This is a genomic window from Crocosphaera sp. Alani8 (assembly GCF_038442745.1).
Taxonomy (GTDB): domain Bacteria; phylum Cyanobacteriota; class Cyanobacteriia; order Cyanobacteriales; family Microcystaceae; genus Crocosphaera.
The window spans coordinates 1-24,919 of sequence record NZ_JARVCN010000393.1 but is presented as its reverse complement, the minus strand read 5'-3'; the positions used below and the strand labels follow the sequence as shown (position 1 = coordinate 24,919).

Genomic DNA, 24,919 nt, shown 5'->3' with positions numbered 1-24,919 from the left:
GTTTGGCCTAAGTTTTCGCAGCGAGTGACCCCTGGCTTTTTGAGAAGATACTCTAATAGTGGACAAGCTGTTTTGCAACATTTCAGTTTGCGTTTGGTGTTAACCATGAATAATTATACCCCTTGGAATTATGCCCGTTTTTTAGATTATTGTACGGAACAATTATTATTGCAGCGGGTGGGTGGAGGTTATCGGTTTATTCATCGGTTGTTACAAGAACACTTGGTTGACAGTTAACAGTTAGCAGTTAACAGTTGACAGTTGACAGTTAGCAGTTAGCAGTTAGCAGTTCCTCACTCCGTTCCGGCGCTATCGCACAGCGTTCGGCTTTCATCTCTTAGCTGAAAGCGTTAAGCATTGGTTTAATCTCACTCACAGCATAAGATAGAGATTGATATGTTTCAACTGATGGCTGATAGCTGATAGCTGATAGCTAATAGCTAATAGCAGTTTTCAATTGGGTGTATCAAAATCTCGGTTTAGTGAGGGTGGGGAGTGTGGGAGGGGTGGGAAGTGTGGGGGCTATTTTTCTTTGAGTTTGTAATCTATGCAAATGAAAATTGCTATAAACGCCTACAAACTAGCCAGTTTTATCCAAGGTGCAAGATGTGAGATTAAAAAAAAATCCTCCGATCATAAAAGTTCGGAGGGTGTAAAAAACAGTGAAAAGTTACTTAAATTAAGCGTTATCGCCAAAAACTTGATTTTTTAGCGCATCAAACTCGCTGGATAATTCTTTGCGGTTAGATGCTTTCCAGAGATAACGCCAAACAAACCAAGCACTATAACCTAACCCAACCATTTCAAATAGGGGAGCTAGGAGAGGAATATCATCGATCGCTCCTAAGACAGCTACGATAATTTTGACGGTGATGATGGCTAAAAGTGATAAACCGAGAATTGTTAGAGGTTGTTTATACTCACTAAAAAACTGGCTTATGTATTCGGGAACTTTGACTACGATATCCATCACAGGGCCTAACCATTCTTGCCAAGGTTGATCCCCTACATTAGGACTGGCAGTTGTAGTAAGAGTACCAGGTACTTCAGCACTTAAGTTTGTGGGTTTGGTTTGTTCTTGAACTTTAGATTCCATATTGACTTAATCCTTCTCAAACGTTATGAACTGGACTTTTGAAACGCAACGAGACAATCAAACCGTTGACAGATTGTCCCAAAGTTGCTTATGTAATCGGATACCATTAGTTAGGTATCCTCTTTCAGTTTAAAGCCACAAGAACACCCTAGGGTCAGTTTGGGTCTTTAATGAACAGTTAAGGCAATAATGTTACATTAGTTAATGAAGTGCCACCAGTTGGGGGGTCTGTTGTGACGGTATATTTAAGGACTCAGCAGAAGAACCGCAATAGATTTCACAGGAATTATTGGGACTCTCGATTAATTTGACTTTTTCCAGTTGGGCCCCTAAATCTTTGATAGGTTGTTGTAGCACTTGAGCAATATAAAGAGCAATGTTTTCTGCTGTGGGGACAACCTCAGCGAAGTGAGGGACATCAATATTTAGGAAATTATGATCGAAGGGTTCCACAACATATTCATCCACAATGTTTTGTAACGCCACTAAATCCACCAGCATTCCAGTACGGGGATCAATGTCTCCGCTAACGGACACCTCTAGGTGATAATTATGCCCGTGGCCGTGGGTGCGAGCGCATTTACCATAAATTTTGGTATTTTCTTCTAAACTGAGGTCTGGACGAGCAAGACGATGGGCTGCGCTAAAATGGGTTTGGATGTTTAATGTCGCTTTCATGGCATTTCCTTGATATTCGGCCCAGAGTTGGGGGTGTTCAAATAGTTGTATTTTGACTATAGGTAAATAAGCTTCTAACCGTTGCCAGATTATTCTGGCCATGTTTTCGGTGGTAGGGAGGGTAGTTTGAAACTCTTTCCAGACATCGTTGAGATAAGCGTAGTCTAGTTGGGAGGTGACTTCTCGTTTAATTACCTGTTTAACAGTGGAGAGATTTTCTACCATGCCATATTGGTCGATTTCGCCCCACAATGAGACAAAAAGGACATAATTGTGTCCATGGCCTGGAAAACGGCTACAAGGGCCAAATGCTTGCTGATTTTTGCTTTCGTCCCATTCTGGCAACCAGTAACGATGACTAGCACTAAATTGGGCGCGACGATTAATAACACACTGCATAGTTAATTATTACAAAATTGCCTTATGTAACATTTCTTAAAGTTACTTTTTTTCTAGCATAAACTGTTTTGGAGCATTTGCGGTTACGGGGTCAGAGCAATGGAACCATAGTTTAGGAGAGTCTAGATCCTTGAAACAGCCTCAGACAAAGGTTTTAGCTCCTACCTTATCAGTGAACAGTGAACAGTGAACAGTCAGTACTGAGCAGTTAACAGTGAAAAAAAGATTTAACACCGAACTCCGAACTCAAGTATATAGCTTTTCTCGGACTCATGAGGTACACCTAACTCCTGCCTCCTGCCCCCTGCCTTCTGCCTCAAAGAGATAACCTCTGCACCTCACAAGTGTGAGAACTGCTACAGTTAATATCTCCTAGCTAGTTAAATTCCTCCTTTGAGTAAAAATTGTAAAGCTAAAGACGCTACACCCCGAACAATATTGTCTAACCCAGGACTTCCCCCACCTTTTCTTCTAGCTTCTTGCACTGCTTCAATTTTATCAACAAAACTATCGGCTAATTCCTTTCCTTGATCATTCTCTTGTTTTTCGTAAAGTTGTGAAGCCATTTTTCCGTTGAGAATGGCCCCACTTTCGTTTCCTAACCTCAATAAAGCGTAACCTCTAGCTAAATAAGCCGGGGCAAATTCAGAATCTAAAATTAGTGCTTTATTATGAAGAGCGATCGCCTCGTTATAATTTCCTTCTGTGGTTTCGTTTAAACCCCATCCATAAAAAAGTTCTGGTGTTCCTGCATTTTGAGAAATACCTTTCGCTCCCTGTACATAAGCTTGTTCTAAACTGGTACCTGATAGGATAGCGTTGGTCAAATAAGATTCTCTTAAGTCTGTTCCCTGCAAAATAGCACTGCTTAAATTAGCACCAGTTAAATTTGCTCCGTATAGAGAAGCACCGGTCAAGTTTGCTCCCCTGAGATCGGCCCCTGCCAAATTTGCTTGAGAAAGGTTGGCCCCTGCTAAATTTGCTCCAATTAAAGAGGCCCCCGATAAGTCGGCCATGACTAAACCCGAACCGGTTAGGTCACAAAGCTGACATTGTTTGGTGGACAATAATTGGCTTAAATGGGCTATATTTTCGGCTCTGATGGGTAAAACAACGCCGAAAGCCGTCAATAGAGCAGTTAAACTAATAGAGGTGATTTTTATCATGGCTTTTGGGGATACTTATATAAACAACAGGCTTTAGCCTTCTATTATGACTAATTTCTTGGACTTCGACTTGAGCGATAGAACCCCAGAAAATAGTACAATCGAAATAATAATTAACATTTGACATACTAATGGCTGCTAACATTGAAATTTACACTTGGAGTTCTTGTCCCTTCTGCATTCGCGCAAAGGCTTTGTTAACAAAGAAAGGGGTAGATTTTACGGAATATTGTATCGATGGGGACGAAGACGCAAGGGACAAAATGGCACAGCGAGGAGACGGAAAACGCAGTGTCCCTCAAGTGTTCATCAACGATCGCCATGTTGGGGGTTGTGATGATTTACACGATTTAGAATTTTCGGGGAAACTTGATAGCTTATTGGAGCAGTCAATAGCCTAATGAAACTCGCTTTTATTATCGATCCCATTGCTAAACTGAATCCCGGCCACGACAGCACTGTGGCTATTATGGAAGCAGCACAAACCCTAGGCCATGAAGTTTGGATTACGGAAATTCATCAACTCAGTGTCATTGATGGGAAAGCATGGGCCATCCTCTCTCAAATCGAGCTAGTTCCTGTTACTTTAGAAGAGGGAAAATGGACGGGGGTGGCTCAATGGTATGAGCTATCTTCTCAGGAGTTAAGGTGTCTTGAAGAGATGGATGCTGTATTCATGCGCAAAGATCCTCCTGTCACTATTCGCTATCTCTATGCTACTTATATTTTAGATTTGATTAATCCAGAGAAAACTTTAGTGATTAATTCTCCTCAAGGTTTGCGGGAAGCTAATGAGAAGATGTACACCTTACAGTTTTACTCGGTGATGCCGAAAACTGTTGTCAGTTTAGATAAGGATATTATTCGCCGATTTGTTGAAGAGAAAAAACAAGCGGTTCTTAAACCATTGGGAGGAAAAGCAGGGGAAGGAATTTTATTTTTGGAATCTAGCGATCGCAATTTTAATTCCATCATAGAAGTGAGTACCCATCAGGGTCAAGAACCGGTTATGGTTCAACAATTTTTACCAGAAGCGAAAGATGGAGATAAGCGAATTATTCTCTTAGATGGTAAACCTATTGGAGCAGTTAATCGCGTTCCTACCGGTCAAGAATTTCGAGGTAATATGGCTGTTGGGGGACGAGTTGAGAAAGCAGAATTAACTGCTAGAGAATGGGATATTTGTGAAATTGTCGGTCCACAATTACGTCAAAACGGCTTATATTTTGTCGGTATTGATGTCATTGGAGGTTATTTAACCGAGGTGAATGTTACCAGTCCCACAGGAATAAGAGAAATTGATCTTTTTGATCAGACAAATCTAGGAGAAAAAGTTATTCAATGGGTAGCTGAAATGAGTTTGCAAGGTTCTTCAATGAAGTTGAGGGACAATTAATGCTAGTGCTAATAAAATGCCACTAAAAAAGTGAAGTCTAACTGCAATAAATTTACAATTACTAACTATGCTAGGTTGGTCATGGTTTTTATTAACATGACTGACTAATTGATAGGCAATAGGAGCACTTAAAAATACCATCAGAGTCCAAACGGGAAAGATTCCTAACAAATAAAAGACAATAATCAAAGCAAAGAATAAAATAGTTGTTCCCATTAATACTTGAGAACCTAGTTTAGTTCCTAAACGGACGATAGGGGAGCGTTTTCCAGCAGATAAATCATCTTCAACTTGATGAAAATGTGAACAGAATAAGATAATAGAGGTACTAATTCCGATCAGAGTTGCTGAGGCGAAAATTGACCAAGAAAAATTTTGAGTTTGAGAATAATAAGCAGCAGTGATCGCCATAGGACCAAAGGTAAAAAAGCAGATAATTTCACCTAACCCTTGATAACCAAAACGGAATGGAGGTCCTTGATAAGAGTAGCCTAAAACACAACAAAGTAGTATAATAGTAAGAACTGTCATATCTTGTTGCCACCAAGCAATCAATAAAATCCCTAAAAATCCTAAGCTTAAAAACCCATTTGCTAACCAAAACATTAACGATTTGTTTCTTGTTAAGTTAACAATAGAATGAGCTTTGTTTTTGTCGATTCCTGTATCAGCATCAAAAACATCATTGCTAATATTTAACCAAGCAATAATCAAGATAGCTGATGTTAGGAAAGTTCCGAAAATTTTACTGTCCAAGATTCCAGTTTGTCCAAAAGCGGCCGCAGTTCCTACAGTGATAGGGATAATGGCTACGCTATACATTGGAGGTTTGATAGCAGCAAGCCACAATTTTCCTTTTGATGGGGTTAAACTCGATGTTGGGGTCATAAGGTTTCTAATTGGCAATAATGTCTATGATATGATCCTCCGAGGAGGTGCAATCAAAGGTATGGATAATATTAAAGACATAACATTAATATTGGTCTACATTAAAACAAATTATAAATAACTTTACGATGTCCGCTACTCAACCAATTATTTCTAATACTACCAATATTAACTCTTATCAAGACTATCTTGAACAACTACTTATATCCCATCAAGAAACTTTGCACGGAGAAAACCAGTCTTTAATTGTCAGTTTGTCCCAGACAATTACTGAGGTTGATCCTTTATGTATTTTAGAATTTCTAACCTCTGAAAACAACAAAAACTTTTCTCCAGGCGAGGTTTATTTCTATTGGCAAAACCCTGTAAAAGATGAAGCAATTTTAGGCTATGGTGTTACTGAGTCTTGCCAGTTGAATGTAACTAATAGATTCAGTCAATCAAAACAATTTATTAAAGATTGTTTTCAAAAAATAAAAAGAGTTAATCAAGATAACTTTTCCAGTTCCGTTCCTTATATCTTTTGCGGATTTACTTTTTTTTCTGATACAAGCAAATTAGATTTTCCTTTTTCTCCTGCTTTTGCTTTTCTCCCTAGGTTGCAAATTGTTCAAAAAAATGAACAAAATTTATTGTTTTTTAATTTACTCATAAATTCTAGAACAGATATAAAAAAGTTAGTCAGGCAAACCATAGCTAATATTGAATTAATCACTAAAATTCAAGTTAATACTAATTTTAATAAACCAATTCAAAATACTCTTAATCTAACAGCTGATCAAGGAATGAGCCATGATTTTAAATCATCAGTTACTTCAGTATTAAAGTCGATTAAGTCTAATAATTTTCAAAAATTAGTATTGGCTAATGCTTTGGATTTAACTTTTTCTCAAGAATTTTCCATTGTTCACTGTTTAGAGAGATTACGAGTTCATCATCCTAATTGCTATATTTTCGCCATTAATAATGGCAAAAATAATTGTTTTGTTGGTGCGAGTCCTGAACGTTTAATTAGCCTAAAAGACAGCAAATTGTATACAGAGGCTTTGGCTGGTTCTACATCAAGAGGAAATACGAAGCAAGAAGATTATTACTTAGCACAAAACCTCTTAAAAAGTAGTAAAGACAGACGTGAACATCAAGTTGTTATTGAATATATTGTACAGTGTTTGATAAGTTTGGGATTGAGTCCACAAATTTCCCCTTTAAAAATTTTAAAATTAGCTAATATCCAACACCTTTGGACTCCCATATATACCCAATTAAGTCATGATGTTCATCCATTAGATGTGGTGGCCAAATTACATCCCACTCCTGCTGTATCGGGATTTCCCACACAGGTTGCTTGCGAAGAGATTAAACGCTACGAAAGTTTTGAAAGAGGGTTTTATGCAGCACCTTTAGGCTGGATTGATCAGAATGGTAATAGTGAGTTTATCATAGGGATTCGCTCTGCTTTAATTTCTAAAAATCGTGCTAGATTGTACGCAGGAGCAGGAATTGTACAAGGTTCAGAACCAGAAAAAGAGTTAGCAGAAATTCAGTTAAAATTCCAAGCTCTACTCAAAGCACTATCCGACTGCTAAAGTTTAACAACTCAAGGGCATTTATCAAAATGTAAAAGTCGATGTTATATTATGTTTAATACTAGAGTAAAGATCTAACTGCTTATAACCTATGTTAATCGATAGAAATCTCTCTAAATATATCGTCTTCTCTGAAGACAGTATCCTCAACGCACTAAAGAAGATTAGTGATAATAAAAGTCGCATCATCTTCTCTGTCACCGAGTCAGGTGTGTTAGAAGGTGTGTTAACAGATGGTGACTTTCGACGGTGGTTAGTAGAACAAAATACCATCGATCTCAATCAAGCAGTTTCTAATGTTAGTAATAAGCATTTTAAGTATGCTTTATTTGAAGAAGAGCCTGAAAAAATTAATGATTATTTTTCCGAACAAATTGAGTTTATACCTCTTTTGGATACTAATGATCGCTTAGTTGCGATCGCCCATAAAAGACCCCATGAAATTAAGATAGGTGACTTTGTTATTAACGAGGAATCTCCTACTTTCATTATTGCAGAAATTGGTAACAATCATAACGGTAGTTTGGAGTTAGCTAAAAAGTTAATCGATGAGGCTGTATTGGCTGGAGCCAATTGTGCTAAATTCCAACTTAGGAGCTTAAAATCTCTCTATCACAATGCAGGAAATGCCAATGATGCCAGTGAAGATTTAGGGTCACAATATACGTTAGATTTGTTATCTCGTTTCCAACTTTCCGACGAAGAAATGTTAGAAGCTTTTGATTATTGTCAGCAACAAGGTATTTTACCCCTATGTACTCCTTGGGACTTAGATAGTTTAAACGTCCTAGAAAACTATGGAATGGTTGGCTATAAAGTTGCTTCTGCTGACTTAACAAATCATCAGTTATTAAAGGCTTTAGCTAAGACAGGAAAACCTCTAATTTGCTCCACAGGGATGTCCACTGAAGCTGAAATCAGCGAATCAGTTCAACTATTAGAGAAACTAGGCGCAATGTATGTCTTACTACACTGTAATTCTACATACCCTGCACCCTTTAAAGATGTCAATTTAAACTATATTAAACGATTGAAAGAATTAGGGGACTGTCCTGTTGGTTATTCTGGTCACGAGCGAGGTATTAATATAGCGATCGCAGCAGTTTCTAAAGGGGCTAAAGTAATAGAAAAACATTTTACTTTAGACAAATCAATGGAGGGAAATGATCATAAAGTAAGCCTTTTACCGGAAGAATTTAAGGCGATGGTAGAAGGAATTAAACAAGTTGAAGAAGCTTTGGGAACCGAATCGGAAAGAAGATTGAGCCAAGGGGAACTAATGAATAGAGAAACCTTAGCCAAAAGTTTAATTATTAACTGTGAATTGCAGCCAGGAGAAATAATTACTGAAGCAATGATCGAGGTTAAAAGTCCAGGAAAAGGTTTACAACCTAATCGTAAAAAAGAATTGATTGGACAAACAGCTAAAAGAGCTTTTAAAGTAGGTGATTTTTTCTTTGCCAGCGACCTAGAAGAAGCCCAAACTACTGCCAAAAACTATGGATTTGGTCGTCCTTGGGGACTACCAGTTCGTTATCACGATTTCAACAACTTGCTTACAAAATCTAACCCAGACTTACTCGAATTCCACCTCAGTTATAAAGATTTAGAACAGGACATTACTCAGTATTTTGAGAAAACTTATGACCTCGATTATGTAGTACATAGCCCCGAACTATTTGCAGGAGATCATGTTTTGGATTTATGTTCTTTAGATGATAATTATCGTACCCAATCCATCCAAGAATTACAAAGAGTTATTGACATAACAAGACAACTAAAACCATATTTTAAAAAAGCTTTTCGGCCTTTAATTGTTACTAATATTGGGGGCTTTACTTTAGATGAACCTTTACCTATCGAACAGCGTCAAAAATACTACGATTTACTGTTAGATAGCTTATCCAAATTAGATAAAGAGGGAGTCGAAGTAATACCACAGACTATGCCACCTTTTCCCTGGCATTTTGGTGGACAAAGATATCACAATCTATTTGTTGATCCTAAAGACATTGCTGAGTTTTGTTCTCACCACAATTATCGAGTTTGTTTAGATACTTCTCACTCAAAATTAGCTTGTAATCATCACAACTTATCTTTTAAAGGTTTTATTGAACAAGTAGGTCCTTATACTGCCCATCTACACATAGCAGATGCGCAAGGATTAGACGGAGAAGGATTACAAATTGAAGACGGAGATGTTGACTTTCCTGCCTTAGCAGAAGACTTAAAGAAAACCGCCCCTAATGCTTCTTTTATACCTGAAATTTGGCAAGGACATAAAAATGAAGGAGAAGGATTTTGGATAGCATTGGAAAGATTAGAAACCTTTTTTAACTAATACATTACCTATAGAGACGTTTAATTAAACGTCTCTACTTATTTTTTCAGTTACAGAGTACATTAGGAAACATTTAACAATCCAAGGGTTTATAATAAAACAAGATAAAATAGTTAACTGTACTCAACAGGTTTAAGTAATCAAATGTTAGGTAACTTTCAGCAAAGTCAATTACGCATCGCAATTCCTGGAGATCATGATTTAATCGGCGATAGTTTACTAAACAGCAATCAATTGAAAAAATGGTTAATTCCTCAAACTTTATCCTCTGATGTTCCTGATAAATTAACCGCTGGTTCAAGGTTTAGTAGTAAGCTAGGATTAGTCACCATCGAACACTATGTTGAAATTGCCGATGATAACTGTTTAAGGATGATTTTAAAACAAGGAATTGATGGTTATCACGAATGGTTATGGGGTGACGGTTGGGTACAATCTCGTTTAGAAGGCATTTCCTTATTGCCTCTTAACTTGGGTCAAACTTTTAGCTTATTAAAATTGAGATTGTTTTTGATTAGTCAAACAAGAGAAAGTGATAACAAAAACGATGAATAAAAATCTAAAATATTACCTATTAAACTCAGATTGGTTGAGATTTATTTGATTTAAACAATCATGAAACGTCTTCTTTCTCTTTTTTCAGGTTGTGGAGGTATGGACCTTGGATTTGAAGGTAATTTTTGGGTTCACCAAGACTGTATTAATGAGACTATTCATCCCCATTGGATTGTCAAGAAAAAAGAAGTATGGGTACTTTTGAAAAAGACTAATTTTGATATTGTGTTTGCCAATGATATCAAAAAACCTGCTTATAATGCGTGGATGTCTTACTTTGGAAAAAGAAACTTTAGTGGTGTTTTTTATCTAAATAGCTTAGTGGATTTAATTAAGTTATCTGAATCAAAACAATTTAATTTTCCTGAGAATATCGACATTATTACAGGGGGATTTCCTTGTCAAGATTTTAGTATTTCAGGAAAAAGAAAAGGTTGTTTTTCTCATAAGAGTCATACAGGAAGTTATTTACAAGAGGATGAAGATTATCTACAAGAAAACCGAGGAGTTTTATATCAGTGGATGATTAAATTAATTGAAAAAATATATCCTAAAGTTTTTGTTGCTGAAAATGTTAAAGGATTAACTTCTTTATCAATTTCAGAAGAGATTTTTCAAAATTTTAAACAATGTTCTAATCAAGGTTATTTTGTAATTCCTAAAGTTTTATATGCACCCAATTTTGGCATTCCTCAAAGACGAGAAAGACTATTTTTAATTGGTATAAAAAAAGGTGCTTTAAACCTCCACTCTTTACATATATTTCAGGAGGAAGAGCAAAGTAATTTATCATTTAAGCAAAGTTTAGATGTCGATTTTTATCCCATTGAATATTACCCTTTTCCTTCGGTAACTCATGACAGCTTCAAAAATAAAAAAAACTTATTTAATCCAAATCTAAAACCTTACACTACAACAAAAAAGGTACTAGAAAATCTAAATGAACCGGAACAAGAGAAAGAAGATTTATCTCAAACTAAATATTCTAAGGCCAAGTTTTTAGGAAAAGGACAAGGACAAATTGAGATTGACTTAGAGGGATTAAGTCCAACAATTCGAGCAGAACATCATGGTAATATAGAATATCGGAGACTATCAGCAGAGTTAGGTGGTAAATACTTAGATGAATTAAATCAAGGGAAAATTATGAGAAGATTAACCGTAAGAGAATGTGCTAGGATTCAAACTTTTCCCGATGATTTTGCATTCGTTATGGACAAGAAATCAAGTTATCCCCTATCAGCGAGTCAAGGATATAAACTAATTGGCAATGCTGTTCCTCCCTTATTAGCTTATCATATCGCCAAAAGGTTAGAAAATTTATGGGATTGTCTATTTACAGACGATTAAACTAATTCAACATGAGAGTCATCTCCTACCATAAATCTTAAGGCTTTTGGTCGTTGAGGTGCCATTTCTAGTTTTGCCCGTTCTCCAATTAAACTATCAACAATTCTTTGACCTATTTCTAAGATTTGTGCGCCTTCTAATAGGACACTGTGTTCAATGTCTGCATCAACTAAACTACATTGATTACCAATACTAGTATAAGGACCAATAAAACAATTTTCAATATGACAATTCTCACCAATAATAACAGGTCCGCGGATGGTACTATTAATAATGGTTGTGCTTTCTTTTATATTTACTCTGCCACTTACTTTACTATTTTTATCAATATTTCCTGCTTTATTAATGCTCAAATTAGTGTCTAATATAATGCGGTTTGCTTCTAATAAATCATCTTTTTTTCCAGTATCTAACCACCAACCCTGTAGTTGGACAGATTCAACAATTTTGTCGGTATTGATTAGTTCTTGAATAGCATCAGTAATTTCTAATTCTCCCCTAGCTGACGGTTGAATATTATCAATTGCTTCATGAATAGCAGGAGAGAAAAAATAAACCCCAACTAATGCTAAATTTGATGGTGGATCTTTTGGTTTTTCAACTAACTTTAATACCCTTCCTTTTTCATCTACCACGGCTACACCAAAAGCGGTAGGATTAGAAACAGAACGTAACAAAATCAACTCGTCTAAATGCCGGTTTTTAAACTTATCTAAAAAGATAGAGATATCATCTTGAATTAAGTTGTCCCCCAAATACATAATAAAAGGGGAATCTCCTAAAAAGGGTCGTGCTACTTTTACTGCGTGGGCTAACCCTAAAGGCTCATCTTGTACTATATATGTAATGTTAGCTCCAAACTGTTCTCCCGAACCAGTTTCTTTCCTTATTTCTTCTCCTGTTTCGGGACTAATAATAATGCCAATTTCAGTAATTCCTGCTTTAACAATCGACTCAATTCCATACCATAAAATGGGTTTATTTGCAACAGGAACTAATTGTTTTGCACCTGTGTAGGTAAGAGGTCTTAACCTAGTTCCTTTTCCACCAGAAAGAATTAATGCTTTCATAATTTTAATTTATTTTTCATAGAGTTTGGTGAGCATTTGTTTCAGGGAATCACGCCAATAAGGTGCATTATATCCCAACAGGTTCGCCGTTTTTTTTCCAGATAATACTGAATAATGAGGTCGTTTCGCTGGTGTCGGATATTCCGCAGTTATAATCGGATTAACTTGCTGAATATTCAAAGGAAAACCAAGATTTTTAGCTTCTTGAAAAACAGCTATTGCTAAATCATACCAGCTTGCCACACCACTGTTAGTAAAATGATATATTTCTCTAGTTTCTGTTAGGTTAAGGTTGGATAATATTTGGGTTATGGTATTGGCAATATCATAAGACCAAGTGGGACTACCAACCTGATCAGCAACGATACTTAGTTGTTCTTTGTCTTTACCTAAACGTAACATGGTTTTAACAAAGTTGCCTTTACCTTCAGTTCCATAAACCCAAGCTGTTCTTAGAATAACATAGCGATCACCTTTTTTTTCGATTCCTTCTTCTCCTGCTAGTTTAGTTTGTCCATAAACCCCTAGAGGATGAGTTACATCTGTTTCTAAATAAGGAGTATTTTTACCACCATCAAAGACATAATCTGTCGAAATATGCAGTAAAAATGCCCCTATTTTATTAGCTTCTTCCGCTATGATTGTGGGTGCGATACCATTAATGGCAAAAGCTAAATCTGCTTCGTTTTCTGCTTTATCAACTGCCGTATAGGCTGCTGAGTTAACAATAATATTAGGTTGAATTTCTTGGATAACCTTTTTTATATTGTTAGGAGAGGTTAGATCAAGTTGCTGACGATTAACTGCGATAACTTCTCCAATAGAAGTTAGTGTTTGTTTTAATTCTTGACCAACCTGTCCATCACTGCCAGTCAACAATATCTTTTTCATTATATTTATAGGTGGAAAAGCTCTACTTTATTTTACAAGATTAACAGAGAAAAGTAAACTGAAGTAATATTAGTTAAGTTGCCAATAAGAATAAGTTTGTTGATTATCTTCGATGGCTATTGCCCCTAAATAATTCTGTTCGGGAGTCAGATAAAATAAATTATAATTATTCTGATGTAGCTCCGGTAGTTTTATGAATTTTCTAGGTTCTTGTGTGGATATTTCTACTCTGTCTAATCCTCCATTTATACCTTTTCCAATAGCTTTTAGATAGGCTTCTTTTCCTGTCCAAAGTGTAAAGAATTCCTTGTGTTTGTCTGTAGATGGTAACGTAGTGATTTTTTCAGATTCTTTTCTAGTGAAGAAACGTCGAGCTAAATTTTCTGCCTCTGGCATGGGACGTATATATTCGACATCAACCCCAATAAGATTATGACAAGTAATTCCATAAATAGCTATATTTTCTGAATGAGATACGTTGAATTGTAAATCAATGTTGTTGATATTTTTTGATAGTTCTGGCTTACCATAAGCATTGTAGTGGAAGTGTATTGCTTCGGGGGCAATCAATAGATAAAGACTTAAAATTTTTTTTAAGCTACTCCTAGCAAGAATATATCTGTTTTTGTGTTTTTGAAAACGATATTTTTGAGCTTTTATTGTTTCTTCTTCGCTGAGAATTTTATAATTTTCTTCCACTATGATAGATGATTGCTGTAGATTCATTTTCCAAATATGGATTTTTCGAGAATCAATGGTTAGTTTTTCAGGCGGCGATCGCCATATTGTGTCCATAATTTAGGGATAGATAGCAATTATTCTACTGAAATATTATCATGAAATTGACCATTAGTTTGAAGAAATATACAAATTAAAACGAAAGGTTGTTCCTTGATCAACTTCACTTTCTACTTCAATTTTACCCCCTTGTAATTCTACCAAACGACGAGCAATGGCTAGTCCAATACCTGTTCCTCCAGAATAGCGGGAACGGGATTTGTCTGCACGCCAAAATCTTTCAAATATGTAGGGTAAATCTTCTGGTTTAATGCCTATCCCTGTATCAATAATTTCTACCCAAACTTGTCTATTTTTTAAAAAGGCTTTAATAGTAATTGTCCCTTTTTCCGTATAACGTATGGCATTACCAATTAAATTGACCAATATTTGTTCTGTGCGATCTCTATCTGCTAAAACCAGGGGTAATTGTTGAGGACAATCTAATATTATTTTGGGTCCGTCATCCATAATTTGATCGGCGAATCTTTCGACTAAAGAATTTAAAATAGGCATGATATTAATGGGATATAAACTAATAGAGAGATAACCAGCTTCTGCTTTAGAAAGTTCTTGTAAATCGTGTATTAATCTCTCTAATCTTTTAGTTTCTTTAACTAAGTTGAAATAAAGTTCAGGAGAACCTTCAATAGAACCACTTGCTAATTCCTCTAAATACCCTCTCATAATAGTTAAAGGAGTTCGTAATTCGTGGGTCATATCGCTGATTAATTCTCTTCTTCTTTTTTCTACATCTTGTAAACTACTAGCCATAATATTGAAGCTTTTTCCTAGTTGATCCCATTCTGGAATATCACTATTTGGCATTCTTTCTTCCAGATTTCCCTGAGCTAATTTTTGGGTAATTTCTTTCATTTGATTGAGAGGTTTCATAGTACGACGAGAGACAATATAACTAACACCTCCAGCTGCACTGACTCCAAAAATAACCGACCAAAATGCACTATTATTCCAGGCAGTTTCAAATCCTCTAACTAAATAAGTTCTAGCAGAACGAACAGTAAAAAATCCTTGTTGTTCTAGTTTTTCTAAGCGAACAATAAACATCTTAGGTGAGGAAAATTTAGCTATGCCAATAAAACTTCCTAAACCCACAAACATAACTAAAAGATGAGACAAAAATAATCGAGTTCCTAAACTTGGTTTAGACATTCTTGATGATAACTAATTTGATTTAATCTTATAAAGGCTAACTAATTTAGCAATGACAACTGCAGGGTAGATTTGTCCAAGTAAAGCTTCTGCATTAGTTAAAATCATTGCAAAGGCATTATTGGGTGTAATATCACCATAACCTAAAGTGGTTAAAGTGGTAAAACTAAAATAAAATAGAGAAGCACTACTGACTCCTTCGGGAATAGATAAAGCATCAACATCAAAAGATATGACAACTTGATAAAGGAAAAACCACAAAATACCTAAAAGTAGGTAAATACAAATCCCTCCACGAATAACATCTAAGTTTACCTCTTCTTCGTTATAAATCCTGGAACTAATTGTAATAATAACTAGCAAGATAAAAATACTGTAGAAACTATGAGAAACTAAAGAGCTAGCCTCAGTTAAATAAACGGAATTAGGAAAAACAATAATATCAGCAATAAACCCAAAACCAGCGATGTATCGAAACAACAACATTATCTTTTTAGGGAAAGCTAAAGTATTTAAACCTAGCAATAAGGTAATCAGAAAAACGAAACTTACTACTAAGTTAAGATTCCGATCTAAAGAAGCGAAAGGAACCAAAAAAAAGACAATTATTAAATCAACAAATAGTCTAGTGTAGCCAGTAGTAGTAGAGTATATTTTTGGAGATACATTCATTATCTTCATAGGTTTATTTTAGATGATTTTACAGTTCAAAAATCAAGATTCTTTATGTTCATAAAGACTAACTAATTTAGCAATAACAACCGCAGGATAAATTTGTCCCACTAGAGCCTCTGCATTAGCAAAAGTCATGGCAAAAGCATTTTTAGGCAGGATATCCCCATAACCCAATGTAGTCAAAGTAGTAAAACTAAAATAGAACAGAGAATTCTGAGTTATGTTTTCAGGAAAATAGAAAGCATTACCATCAAAAAAAATAAGTATTTTATAAAAGAAAAACCAAAGAATACCTAAAAGGAGATAAATACAAACTCCACCTCGAACAACATTTAAATTAACCTTTTCCTCCCGAGAAATTCTCGAGCCGATCGCTAGAATGACCAAGCCGAAAAAAATACTATTAAAAGAATAAGACATCAAAGAAGAGAGAGTTGTTAAATACTCAGAATTGGGGAAAATTACGACATCAGAAATAAACGCTAAACTAGCAAAAATACGAAATAAAAAAAGACTTCTTTTTGAAAAAGCCAAAGTGTTTAAACCAAGCAATAAAGTAACAAGAAAACAAAAACTAACTAATATACTAAGGTAACGATGAAGAGAAGCAAAAGGTAATAACAAAAATAGTACAATGAGGTCAAAAAACAAGTATTTGTAGCCATCCGTCGTAGAATAAATTCGAGAGGTGGTATTCATCATTATGAGCGATTAAATAGAGAAAAGGATCGGATTAATGATAGCCCTAGAAGCATACTTAAAGAAATATTTTGAAACAAATTATTTAATCTGGCTATCTTTTAGCAAAATATCTGTTAGACTAATCGGGATTACATCTCAAATCATAACAAACTCCTATTGTCCGCCATTCCTTCTCTAAATAAGGATTATGCTACTGTCCCTATCAAACGCCTTTATTAAAAGACCCGTTTTAAGTACCGTTTGTACCATCGTTATTATTCTCTTAGGAACCATCTCTATGGCTGTTTTGCCATTGGATAAGTTACCAGAGATCGCCCCAAAAAAAGTTGCTGTTACCGCTAACTACATCGGTGCCGACGCTAAAACAACAGAAGACAACGTTACCACCGTATTAGAACGAGAAATCAACGGAACCGAACAAGTACGCTGGATTGACTCCTTTACCGATAACACAGGTAATGTTACCGTCAACGTCACTTTTCCAACGGAAACGGACCGAAATACAGCGCAAGTTTTAGTCCAAAATAAAGTATCTCAGGCCTCCTCAGACTTACCCTCTGTGGTAAACCAAGCCGGGGTAAAAACCGATAAACAATCTCCCAGTATTACCTTAATTTACGCTTTTTACTCCGAAAAAGGTCCCGATGGGGAATATCTCTACGATAAGACCTTCATGTATAACTACGTCGATCGCTACGTCTGGAACGAGATGAAAGGGTTGCCAGGTGTAGGTTCGGTAAGTTTGTTTGGGGGGGCAAAATATGCCATGAGAATATGGCTAGACCCCGATAAACTGGCAGCTAGGGACCTGACGGCCATCGATGTAATCAATGTTATCAACGAACAAAACTTTGATACCGGTGTAGGGAGAATAGGACAGCAACCGGCCCCCCCTGGACAACAATTTGAGATACCTTTGCGGGCCCAAGGACGGTTTAGAAACGTTGCTGAAGCCGAAGAGATGGTGGTCAAAGTGGGAGAGGATGGCACTTTGATCCGTATTAAGGACGTGGGACGGGCCGAATTAGGGATGGAAAACTATGACACCTTAGTGGATGTAAACGGCAACCCAGGAGTAGCTTTTTTAATCTATCAGTTACCAGGTAGTAACGCCCTGGAAACCGCAGAAGCAGCCAAGGCAAAAATGGCTGAGTTAGAACCCAGTTTTCCCCCAGGTTTAAAAGTAGTTATTGGTTTAGATAATACCCTCTTTGTTAACGCCTCTATTCAAGATTTAGCAGTTACCCTCTTACAAGCGATCGCTTTAGTTGTCTTAGTAATCTTCGTCTTCCTGCAAGACTGGCGAACAACAATTATTCCCGGTATTGCTATCCCTGTGGCGTTGGTAGGGGCAATGATCGGTTTAAATGCCTTTGGGTTCACCCTCAACCAGTTAAGTCTCTTCGCTTGTGTATTAGCAACGGGTTTGGTAGTGGACGATGGCATCGTTATTGTAGAAGCAGTTTCCAGTAAGTTAGCCCAAGGAATGCGTCCCACTCAAGCAGCAATGGACTCCATGGACGAACTATTTGGAGCAACCATCGCCACATCCGTAGTATTAATGGCGGTATTTATCCCCGTGTGCTTCTTCCCCGGAACCACAGGGATCGTTTATCGGCAGTTTGCCTTAACTATCATTTTTGCCGTTCTATTTTCCACTTTCAACGCCTTAACCTTCTCCCCCACCATGTCGGCCATTTTATTGGGGCCACCGGAAGAGAAACATGGGCCACTGGCCGTATTTTTTAACGGTTTTAACCGAGTTTTTAACCTTATTCAAGCGGCTTATGGTAAGTTTATTCGCTTTTTAACCCATATTCGTATTATAGTCATGGCCTTGTTCATCGCTGGTTTACTAGCCACCGGTTGGATATACACCACCATGCCATCTGGGTTCATTCCAGCAGAAGATCAAGGTTACTTTTTCGGCATTACAGAAGCACCACCCGGGGTATCTCTCAACTATACCTACGCCATCGACCAACAAACCACCAGAATTATCCAAAATATGCCCAACGCCGATCAAGTGTTGGACCATACCGTAAGCTTGACAGGGTTCTCTTTTGAAGGAAGAAACGCGAATAAATCTATTACCTTCATTAAGCTTAAACCTTGGGAAGAACGCCCCGGTCCCCAAAAATCAGCCTTTGGTATTATTCAATATCTCAACAGAACCTTTGCCCAAGAAGTAACAGGAGCAAGGGTAATCGCCTCTAATGCACCGGCCGTAGATGGTTTGAGTAACTTCTCTGGTTCAGAAATGTTCATCCAAGACCGTCAGTTAAAAGGTATGCCCGTATTAATTGATAACGTAAGAAAGATGATGGTTGCAGCCAACCAACGGGATGAGATCGGGGTTATCTTTACCACCTTCACCTTTGACAGTCCTTTAACCACAATGGAAATAGATCGGGCAAAGGCAAAAGCCCAAGATGTGCCAGTGGATGACGTTTTGAGAACCTTGCAGACCTATATTGGGTCTAACTATGTTAATCAATTTGTCTTTGAAGGTCGTCTTTATCGAGTTTACGCCCAAGCAGAAGCCGAAGATCGGGCGAACCCTCAAGATATTGGTGAGTTATATGTGAGATCCCGTCAAGGGGCAATGATCCAACTGAGTAACATCGTCAAAAAAACCCCTACAACCTATCCCCCCATTCTCACCCGTTACAAAACCTATCCTGCTGTTAAATTAATCGTTTCACCGGCGCCTGGTTACAGTTCTGGTCAGGTGATCAAAACAATGGAAGAGGTTGCTAATGAGACCTTACAGCCCGGTTTTGGTTACGAATGGACTAATACCGCAGCCGAGGAAAAAAGCTCTGGAGGGGCAGCCCCCATCGTGTTTGGGTTAGCTTTTGTCATGGTATTCCTGGTATTAGCTGCGCAATACGAAAGCTACATTGATCCCACCATCATCCTCTTAACTGTTCCATTAGCTATTTTAGGGGCGTTGGGAATGATTTGGTTACGGGTTACTTTTGTGCAAACGGCACCCTTTAACCCAGGTAACGGCATCTGGCCGGTGTTGAACAATAATATGTACGCCCAAGTAGCGTTAGTAATGTTAATTGGTTTAGCGGCCAAAAACGCCATTTTAATCGTAGAATTTGCTAACCAGTCCCGTGATCTAGGGATGAGTATCACCAAAGCAGCCATTAACGCCGCTGAACAACGGTTACGTCCCATCTTAATGACCGCAGTTTCCTCCTTAGTAGGTTTTGCCCCCCTATTAAGTGCTTCCAGTGTAGGTGCCGTCAGTCGTTGGTCACTAGGAACCGCTATTTTCGGAGGTTTAGCCTTAGCAACGGTGTTAAGTTTGGTGTTGGTTCCCATTTTGTATATCGTTATCAAGAACTTTGAAAAATATATCCTTGGTGGTGACGACGGAACTCCCCCTGGAAGTTCTGAGAATGGTAGTGGAAACGGCAATAAGCCCTCTCCTACCGCACCAGAAGAGGAAAAAACCCCCGTTTATCGCGCCTCTACTCAAGGGGAGTAGTTCAGAGATGTTCACCAGAGAAATAACTAAATTCTCTCGCATTACAAAAATTAGCAATTAACCGTTTCATAAAAGCCCATGACAGCAACTCTATCCCTTATCAACAATAGTTTACAGTGGTGCCATCCCTATTTGGTTGCTACTGCCACAGAAGGAGAAAATTACGGAAAAGCTCTAGCTGTCTCTCTATCTTTAGTCAGTCTCTCTATCTATATATTTAGTCGTTTTTTTGAAGAAATAGCGGCCAGACTAGCTTTACCATCTGTGCTTGGTAATTTAGTCGCCGGTGTGGTAATTGGGGTTTCAGGACTACATCTTGTGGTGTTGGATGGAGGAGAAATTAATCCCTCTTTAAGCCATTTAATTGAGATTCTCTCCAATAGTACCCCAGAGCAAGTTCAGGCCGTTTTTGATGGACCTGTTCCCTTGATAATCGACGAATACGCCGAATTTGGGGTTGGGGTTTTATTATTCCTTATTGGTTTAGAATCTGACCTAACGGAATTGCTAAAGGTGGGTTTTCAATCCGCCAGTGTTGCTATTGTAGGAGTAATCCTGCCTTTTGTTTTGGGATTTATGGGGCTAACTTATATTTTTCACGTTCCCACCCTACCGGCACTATTTGCCGGTGCAGCTTTAACTGCCACCAGTATTGGTATAACGGCTAAAGTAATGCAAGATATTGGGGTTCTCAAATCCAAAGAAGGTCAAATCATTTTAGGAGCAGCCATCCTCGACGATATTTTAGGTATTGTTATCCTCGCAGTAGTCATCAGCATTGTGGACACAGGGGAAGTTGATGTGATTAAAGCTGCCAAACTCATTCTCATTGCCGCCACGTTCATGATAAGTGCTGTGGTCATGAATCGGTTTTTCGCCTCCTGGTTTGTCACTCAGTTAGAGAAATTAAAGTCCCCCAACAGAGGAATGAGCTATTTTATCCTGTTTATTTTACTCAGTTTTATCGCAGGGATTATTGGTTTAGAACCCATTCTGGGAGCTTTTGCCGCAGGATTAATCTTAGGGGGAACCGAAGCACGAGAAAGATTAATCAACGGTATTGGTGTTCTTTCTGTGGTCTTTTCCACGGTATTTTTTGTCTCCATTGGCGCAAAAACAGATCTCAGTGTTCTTAACCCTTCGGTGCCGGCTAACCAAGAGGGTCTAATCATAGCTGGTTTCCTGATTGTTGTAGCCATTGTGGGCAAGGTAACAGCAGGATTCTTTGCTTTTTCCGATGAAAAAATTAATAATCTAGGGATCGGTACTGGAATGATTCCTCGTGGAGAAGTAGGGTTAGTTTTTGCAGGATTAGGAGCAGCAACTGGTGCTTTACCTCCTTCTATTGATGTGGCTATTGTTTTGATGGTTATTGGCACTACTTTTTTAGCTCCTCCTCTATTAAGATTGGTCTTCGATACATCTCAGTCACCAGAAACCCTAGTTAAATCAGATCCCGATGGCTCTGTTTAAAGATAAGATTAATATTATGGAAATGAATAACTAAAACTAAAGAAATAGTTAAGTTTTAAACTCTCATGCTTATATAAAACGGGGTTAATCAAAAATGTTTAAAAATTGGACGTTTAATGATTTGATGAATCACATTCTTTTTGTCGGGACAATCATTTTATTAATTTATTCTTTTCTTTAATCAAGGAGGCAGAAACCATGAACATTAGAAAGGTTATGTTTGCTGGCATCGTAACCGCTTTAATTGGTGCTATGTTCGGTTTAGCTGTGACTAAAATAGCGCAGCGAGAACAGCGCAGAAAAATATTAGTTGTGAGTGGTGCAACTTTAGGGTTTGTTATTGGTATATTTCAAGAGTCTGTTCAACAACAAAAGAAAATACGAGATGACGACTACGGTGATATTAATTCTTGGAAGTAATGTCCATTCTAGGAACTTTTAGAACCTGAAAATTAATTTTTTTGTTTCTACGCTTTATTTTGTACTTTCGGAGACAATATCTCTTACCAACATAAGGGAAACCTTAGCTGGTTACATCCATGCGTTAGGAATCGTTGAACTCAAAAGCGACTATAATCAGAATGCTACAAGTATTCCTAATTCTCTCCCAGAAAAGATTAAGTAAATCACAATGATGCTTAGTATTAGTAAAAAAATGTATTAGTTTATGTGAAAGAATTGACAGAATCACTATTAATTATCTACAATAATAGATTGTGTGAACTCTAGCTACTTGAAAAAATCTTGGCTAACGTAATTGTAATCGGCGCTCAATGGGGCGACGAAGGAAAAGGTAAAATCACCGATCTGTTGAGTCGTTTAGCGGATGTGGTGGTACGACCCCAAGGAGGGGTTAATGCTGGTCATACCATAGTTGTGCAGGGACAAACCTTTAAACTACATCTAATCCCTTCAGGGATTCTATATCCTGACACAGAATGTATTATTGGTTCCGGGACAGTCATCGATCCCAAAGTGTTACTCGAAGAATTAGACCAACTTCACACCCTCAATGTGGCAACTGATAACCTCTTTATTTCCCAAACAGCCCACGTTACAATGCCCTATCACCGTCTGTTCGATGAAGCATCCGAACAAAAACGGGGAAAAAAGAAAATTGGCACCACAGGGCGCGGCATTGGTCCAACCTACGCTGATAAATCAGAAAGGACGGGGATTCGGGTGGTTGATTTAATGAACCCAGATGAACTGCAAGAAAAATTAGAATGGACAATTAATTATAAAAACGTTATTTTAGAAAAGCTATATGATCTCGATCCCTTAGATCCAAAAGCTGTTATCGAAGAATATATAGGTTACGCAGAAAAACTCAAACCTTATGTGGTTGATAGTTCTCTAAAAATTTACGAAGCTATCCAACAGAAAAAGAACATTCTGTTTGAGGGGGCGCAGGGTACTCTCCTAGATTTAGATCACGGTACTTATCCCTATGTTACCTCTTCTAATCCCATTGCAGGGGGTGCCTGTGTGGGGTCAGGTATTGGCCCAACCGTAGTGGATAGGGTAATTGGAGTAGCCAAAGCTTATACCACCCGTGTCGGAGAGGGTCCATTTCCCACGGAATTACACGGAGAAACAGGGAAACAATTATGCGAGCGCGGGGCAGAATTTGGTACCACCACCGGCCGTCGTCGCCGATGTGGTTGGTTTGATGCGGTAATCGGCCGCTATGCAGTACGAGTTAACGGTTTAGATTGTTTAGCTATCACCAAACTAGATGTACTCGATGAGTTAGCTGAGATTAAAGTTTGTGTAGCTTACGATTTAGACGGTCAAACCTGTCACAATTTCCCTGGTAACGCCAGCGAATTTGCCCGTTGTAACCCGATCTACAAAACCCTACCAGGATGGCAAAAATCAACGGAAAACTGTCGTAATTTAGAAGATTTACCCCAAGAAGCCCGAGACTATCTTAAATTCCTAGCAGAATTAATGGAAGTCCCCATTGCGATCGTTTCCTTGGGAGCGAGTCGAGATCAAACGATCATCGTTGAAGATCCCATTCACGGGCCCAAACGCGCCCTACTTCATGAAAATGGTGATCCTATCACCACCCATAAATAATTTAACTAGCACACGAGTAATTCTTATGTCTCTATCTATTGAATGTCAAAAACGTCCCGAAAATATCAAACCCAATGCTTTACGTCGTGAAGGATTGACTCCTGCTACCTTATACGGTCATGATGGCACAGAATCCATGCAATTAGCGGTCAATACAAAGGAAGTCGCTTTAATGCTTAGAGGGGTAACAGTAAATGAAACTGTAATCGATATTAACATCCCTGATTTATCTTGGAATGGTCAAGCAGTAATCAAGGAAATACAGGCACATCCTTGGAAACGGAGTCTCATCCATCTTAGCTTTTGTTATGTGAAACCTTCGGCTTAATGACCAATATTTTAATTTCTAGGGGTTAACAACGGTTAACCTCTTTTTTATAACTGTAATCATATCCAAAATGCAAAGCTCGCCAAACTCATGAACAAGACAGGGACTAACCATTTTAAAACATCGTCTAAATACAAAGCTAACTCCAAATACCCTTCGGCAACTAAGTTAATACTGGTAACTGATTCTACTAAAGCCAAAAAAACTAATAACATCGATCCCACAATAACCTTATCTTCTGCGGTAAGATAATTCATTTTCGGCAGTTCTTGTCTTAAGATAAACTGATAAGTAATCAGGCTGACCATTGTAGCAGTTGCTAGGGTAATTTGCGGGATAATCTGTGTCGGTTCTAACCAGAAAACTAAATCCGACATGAGAACAATTAAAGCTACAGGAAACAGTACCCGCCAAGCATAAAAACTGGAGTGTCTTTTTACTTTTATTTGATAGTCAAATCTCGCATAATCTTGCTGTTCTGGTTGTAAATAGTGGGCATGACTGTGGGTACTTATTTCCTCAATTGACCAATTAACTAGAGAAATTTCTGGACTGATTCCGTTGAGTTCTTCTGCTTCAATAAAATGGATTTCTTCGGGGGAATGACTAAAAGATATTAGTTCAATTTTAATAATTTGCTCATCAAAAGGAAAACGCTTTAAGTCAAGAGTAGTTGCTAATTTACCGTAATACCTTTGCCGATAAGTTACAATTCCTTGAGAATTTATGTGGGCAAGAAGCTTCTCAAAAAGTCTGGGGGGACTCGCCGAAAGTTAGGGGACAAAGAT

23 protein-coding genes and 1 pseudogene are annotated in these 24,919 nt (G+C 37.7%); 12 read left to right on the top strand and 12 right to left on the bottom strand.

Annotated features, from left to right (window positions below; translation table 11 throughout):
- Window positions 1-237: hypothetical protein (locus P9B04_RS19655; RefSeq protein WP_342056667.1), on the top strand; the 237-nt coding region annotated here is incomplete at its 5' end.
- Between the two features lie 442 nt (window positions 238-679).
- On the opposite strand, the gene P9B04_RS19650 is transcribed toward P9B04_RS19655, so the two are convergent.
- The 3 genes from P9B04_RS19650 to P9B04_RS19640 all read right to left on the bottom strand — a co-directional run bounded on the left by P9B04_RS19650 (window position 680) and on the right by P9B04_RS19640 (window position 3,339).
- Complete coding sequence (locus P9B04_RS19650; protein ID WP_342056666.1) at window positions 680-1,096, bottom strand: CAAD domain-containing protein; 417 nt, start codon at window positions 1,094-1,096, stop codon at window positions 680-682.
- A gap of 201 nt (window positions 1,097-1,297) precedes the next feature.
- The gene (locus tag P9B04_RS19645) at window positions 1,298-2,173 is read right to left on the bottom strand and encodes a 6-pyruvoyl trahydropterin synthase family protein (RefSeq protein WP_342056665.1); all 876 of its coding nucleotides are present in this window, start codon (window positions 2,171-2,173) and stop codon (window positions 1,298-1,300) included.
- 380 nt (window positions 2,174-2,553) lie between these two features.
- Window positions 2,554-3,339 (bottom strand): pentapeptide repeat-containing protein, encoded by a 786-nt coding sequence (locus P9B04_RS19640; protein WP_342056664.1) that lies wholly within the window; start codon window positions 3,337-3,339, stop codon window positions 2,554-2,556.
- 131 nt (window positions 3,340-3,470) lie between these two features.
- On the opposite strand from P9B04_RS19640, the gene grxC reads away from it, so the two are divergent.
- Together grxC and gshB are read left to right on the top strand one after the other, a co-directional pair.
- Window positions 3,471-3,740 carry a glutaredoxin 3 gene (grxC, locus tag P9B04_RS19635; protein ID WP_342056663.1) on the top strand — a complete coding sequence of 90 codons (270 nt, stop codon included), beginning with the start codon at window positions 3,471-3,473 and terminating at the stop codon, window positions 3,738-3,740.
- A complete protein-coding gene (gshB, locus tag P9B04_RS19630; RefSeq protein ID WP_342056662.1) occupies window positions 3,740-4,735 on the top strand; it encodes a glutathione synthase in 996 nt (331 codons plus the stop codon). Before grxC ends, gshB begins: the two co-directional genes overlap by 1 nt.
- Here the strand turns inward: gshB and menA are convergent.
- On the bottom strand, window positions 4,712-5,623 hold the full coding sequence (menA, locus tag P9B04_RS19625; protein WP_342056661.1) for a 2-carboxy-1,4-naphthoquinone phytyltransferase: 912 nt from the start codon (window positions 5,621-5,623) through the stop codon (window positions 4,712-4,714). The genes gshB and menA overlap by 24 nt on opposite strands.
- A gap of 128 nt (window positions 5,624-5,751) precedes the next feature.
- Here menA and P9B04_RS19620 point away from each other — a divergent pair, with 128 nt between their 5' ends.
- The 4 genes from P9B04_RS19620 (at window position 5,752) to P9B04_RS19605 (ending at window position 11,455) form a co-directional block, all read left to right on the top strand.
- On the top strand, window positions 5,752-7,209 hold the full coding sequence (locus P9B04_RS19620; protein ID WP_342056660.1) for an isochorismate synthase: 1,458 nt from the start codon (window positions 5,752-5,754) through the stop codon (window positions 7,207-7,209).
- 91 nt (window positions 7,210-7,300) lie between these two features.
- Window positions 7,301-9,550 carry an N-acetylneuraminate synthase family protein gene (locus tag P9B04_RS19615; protein WP_342056659.1) on the top strand — a complete coding sequence of 750 codons (2,250 nt, stop codon included), beginning with the start codon at window positions 7,301-7,303 and terminating at the stop codon, window positions 9,548-9,550.
- A 144-nt stretch (window positions 9,551-9,694) separates the two neighbouring features.
- Window positions 9,695-10,105, top strand: a complete 411-nt coding sequence (locus tag P9B04_RS19610; RefSeq protein ID WP_342056658.1) for a hypothetical protein — start codon at window positions 9,695-9,697, stop codon at window positions 10,103-10,105.
- A gap of 60 nt (window positions 10,106-10,165) precedes the next feature.
- Window positions 10,166-11,455, top strand: coding sequence for a DNA cytosine methyltransferase (locus P9B04_RS19605; protein ID WP_342056657.1), 1,290 nt, complete (start codon window positions 10,166-10,168; stop codon window positions 11,453-11,455).
- Here the strand turns inward: P9B04_RS19605 and P9B04_RS19600 are convergent.
- From P9B04_RS19600 to P9B04_RS19575, 6 genes are all read right to left on the bottom strand, one after another.
- Window positions 11,452-12,525 carry a glucose-1-phosphate thymidylyltransferase gene (locus tag P9B04_RS19600; RefSeq protein ID WP_342056656.1) on the bottom strand — a complete coding sequence of 358 codons (1,074 nt, stop codon included), beginning with the start codon at window positions 12,523-12,525 and terminating at the stop codon, window positions 11,452-11,454. The genes P9B04_RS19605 and P9B04_RS19600 overlap by 4 nt on opposite strands.
- Window positions 12,526-12,534: 9 nt before the next feature.
- Window positions 12,535-13,416, bottom strand: coding sequence for a dTDP-4-dehydrorhamnose reductase (gene rfbD / locus P9B04_RS19595; RefSeq protein WP_342056655.1), 882 nt, complete (start codon window positions 13,414-13,416; stop codon window positions 12,535-12,537).
- A 69-nt stretch (window positions 13,417-13,485) separates the two neighbouring features.
- Window positions 13,486-14,211, bottom strand: coding sequence for a 4'-phosphopantetheinyl transferase family protein (locus P9B04_RS19590; RefSeq protein ID WP_342056654.1), 726 nt, complete (start codon window positions 14,209-14,211; stop codon window positions 13,486-13,488).
- A 54-nt stretch (window positions 14,212-14,265) separates the two neighbouring features.
- On the bottom strand, window positions 14,266-15,366 hold the full coding sequence (locus P9B04_RS19585; protein ID WP_342056653.1) for a sensor histidine kinase: 1,101 nt from the start codon (window positions 15,364-15,366) through the stop codon (window positions 14,266-14,268).
- A gap of 12 nt (window positions 15,367-15,378) precedes the next feature.
- Complete coding sequence (locus P9B04_RS19580; protein WP_342056652.1) at window positions 15,379-16,038, bottom strand: potassium channel family protein; 660 nt, start codon at window positions 16,036-16,038, stop codon at window positions 15,379-15,381.
- A gap of 42 nt (window positions 16,039-16,080) precedes the next feature.
- Window positions 16,081-16,743, bottom strand: a complete 663-nt coding sequence (locus tag P9B04_RS19575; protein WP_342056651.1) for a potassium channel family protein — start codon at window positions 16,741-16,743, stop codon at window positions 16,081-16,083.
- A 187-nt stretch (window positions 16,744-16,930) separates the two neighbouring features.
- Here P9B04_RS19575 and P9B04_RS19570 point away from each other — a divergent pair, with 187 nt between their 5' ends.
- The 5 genes from P9B04_RS19570 to rplY all read left to right on the top strand — a co-directional run bounded on the left by P9B04_RS19570 (window position 16,931) and on the right by rplY (window position 24,131).
- A complete protein-coding gene (locus P9B04_RS19570; protein ID WP_342056650.1) occupies window positions 16,931-20,245 on the top strand; it encodes an efflux RND transporter permease subunit in 3,315 nt (1,104 codons plus the stop codon).
- 78 nt (window positions 20,246-20,323) lie between these two features.
- Window positions 20,324-21,718, top strand: a complete 1,395-nt coding sequence (locus tag P9B04_RS19565) for a cation:proton antiporter (protein WP_342056649.1) — start codon at window positions 20,324-20,326, stop codon at window positions 21,716-21,718.
- 198 nt (window positions 21,719-21,916) lie between these two features.
- Window positions 21,917-22,138, top strand: coding sequence for a hypothetical protein (locus tag P9B04_RS19560; RefSeq protein ID WP_342056648.1), 222 nt, complete (start codon window positions 21,917-21,919; stop codon window positions 22,136-22,138).
- Window positions 22,139-22,462: 324 nt separating this feature from the next.
- The gene (locus P9B04_RS19555) at window positions 22,463-23,803 is read left to right on the top strand and encodes an adenylosuccinate synthase (RefSeq protein ID WP_342056647.1); all 1,341 of its coding nucleotides are present in this window, start codon (window positions 22,463-22,465) and stop codon (window positions 23,801-23,803) included.
- A 25-nt stretch (window positions 23,804-23,828) separates the two neighbouring features.
- Window positions 23,829-24,131 (top strand): 50S ribosomal protein L25, encoded by a 303-nt coding sequence (rplY, locus tag P9B04_RS19550; protein WP_342056646.1) that lies wholly within the window; start codon window positions 23,829-23,831, stop codon window positions 24,129-24,131.
- 59 nt (window positions 24,132-24,190) lie between these two features.
- Here the strand turns inward: rplY and P9B04_RS19545 are convergent, their stop codons facing one another.
- Both P9B04_RS19545 and P9B04_RS19540 read right to left on the bottom strand, forming a co-directional pair.
- Window positions 24,191-24,508 (bottom strand): hypothetical protein, encoded by a 318-nt coding sequence (locus P9B04_RS19545; protein WP_342056645.1) that lies wholly within the window; start codon window positions 24,506-24,508, stop codon window positions 24,191-24,193.
- Between the two features lie 63 nt (window positions 24,509-24,571).
- Window positions 24,572-24,862 (bottom strand): annotated as a pseudogene (locus P9B04_RS19540) (flagellar biosynthesis protein FlgM); the annotation flags it as partial.
- Window positions 24,863-24,919: the final 57 nt, after the last annotated feature.

What these genes read in the sequence shown, in the direction of transcription:
- P9B04_RS19605 (WP_342056657.1), top strand. Translation starts at nt 10,166, where the DNA reads ATGAAACGTCTTCTTTCTCTTTTTTCAGGTTGTGGAGGTATGGACCTT.
- grxC (WP_342056663.1), top strand. Translation starts at nt 3,471, where the DNA reads ATGGCTGCTAACATTGAAATTTACACTTGGAGTTCTTGTCCCTTCTGC.
- rplY (WP_342056646.1), top strand. Translation starts at nt 23,829, where the DNA reads ATGTCTCTATCTATTGAATGTCAAAAACGTCCCGAAAATATCAAACCC.
- rfbD (WP_342056655.1), bottom strand. Translation starts at nt 13,416, where the DNA reads ATGAAAAAGATATTGTTGACTGGCAGTGATGGACAGGTTGGTCAAGAA.
- P9B04_RS19545 (WP_342056645.1), bottom strand. Translation starts at nt 24,508, where the DNA reads ATGTCGGATTTAGTTTTCTGGTTAGAACCGACACAGATTATCCCGCAA.
- P9B04_RS19645 (WP_342056665.1), bottom strand. Translation starts at nt 2,173, where the DNA reads ATGCAGTGTGTTATTAATCGTCGCGCCCAATTTAGTGCTAGTCATCGT.
- menA (WP_342056661.1), bottom strand. Translation starts at nt 5,623, where the DNA reads ATGACCCCAACATCGAGTTTAACCCCATCAAAAGGAAAATTGTGGCTT.
- P9B04_RS19590 (WP_342056654.1), bottom strand. Translation starts at nt 14,211, where the DNA reads ATGGACACAATATGGCGATCGCCGCCTGAAAAACTAACCATTGATTCT.
- P9B04_RS19650 (WP_342056666.1), bottom strand. Translation starts at nt 1,096, where the DNA reads ATGGAATCTAAAGTTCAAGAACAAACCAAACCCACAAACTTAAGTGCT.
- P9B04_RS19615 (WP_342056659.1), top strand. Translation starts at nt 7,301, where the DNA reads ATGTTAATCGATAGAAATCTCTCTAAATATATCGTCTTCTCTGAAGAC.
- P9B04_RS19565 (WP_342056649.1), top strand. Translation starts at nt 20,324, where the DNA reads ATGACAGCAACTCTATCCCTTATCAACAATAGTTTACAGTGGTGCCAT.
- P9B04_RS19575 (WP_342056651.1), bottom strand. Translation starts at nt 16,743, where the DNA reads ATGATGAATACCACCTCTCGAATTTATTCTACGACGGATGGCTACAAA.
- gshB (WP_342056662.1), top strand. Translation starts at nt 3,740, where the DNA reads ATGAAACTCGCTTTTATTATCGATCCCATTGCTAAACTGAATCCCGGC.
- P9B04_RS19560 (WP_342056648.1), top strand. Translation starts at nt 21,917, where the DNA reads ATGAACATTAGAAAGGTTATGTTTGCTGGCATCGTAACCGCTTTAATT.
- P9B04_RS19585 (WP_342056653.1), bottom strand. Translation starts at nt 15,366, where the DNA reads ATGTCTAAACCAAGTTTAGGAACTCGATTATTTTTGTCTCATCTTTTA.
- P9B04_RS19610 (WP_342056658.1), top strand. Translation starts at nt 9,695, where the DNA reads ATGTTAGGTAACTTTCAGCAAAGTCAATTACGCATCGCAATTCCTGGA.
- P9B04_RS19600 (WP_342056656.1), bottom strand. Translation starts at nt 12,525, where the DNA reads ATGAAAGCATTAATTCTTTCTGGTGGAAAAGGAACTAGGTTAAGACCT.
- P9B04_RS19620 (WP_342056660.1), top strand. Translation starts at nt 5,752, where the DNA reads ATGTCCGCTACTCAACCAATTATTTCTAATACTACCAATATTAACTCT.
- P9B04_RS19580 (WP_342056652.1), bottom strand. Translation starts at nt 16,038, where the DNA reads ATGAATGTATCTCCAAAAATATACTCTACTACTACTGGCTACACTAGA.
- P9B04_RS19570 (WP_342056650.1), top strand. Translation starts at nt 16,931, where the DNA reads ATGCTACTGTCCCTATCAAACGCCTTTATTAAAAGACCCGTTTTAAGT.
- P9B04_RS19640 (WP_342056664.1), bottom strand. Translation starts at nt 3,339, where the DNA reads ATGATAAAAATCACCTCTATTAGTTTAACTGCTCTATTGACGGCTTTC.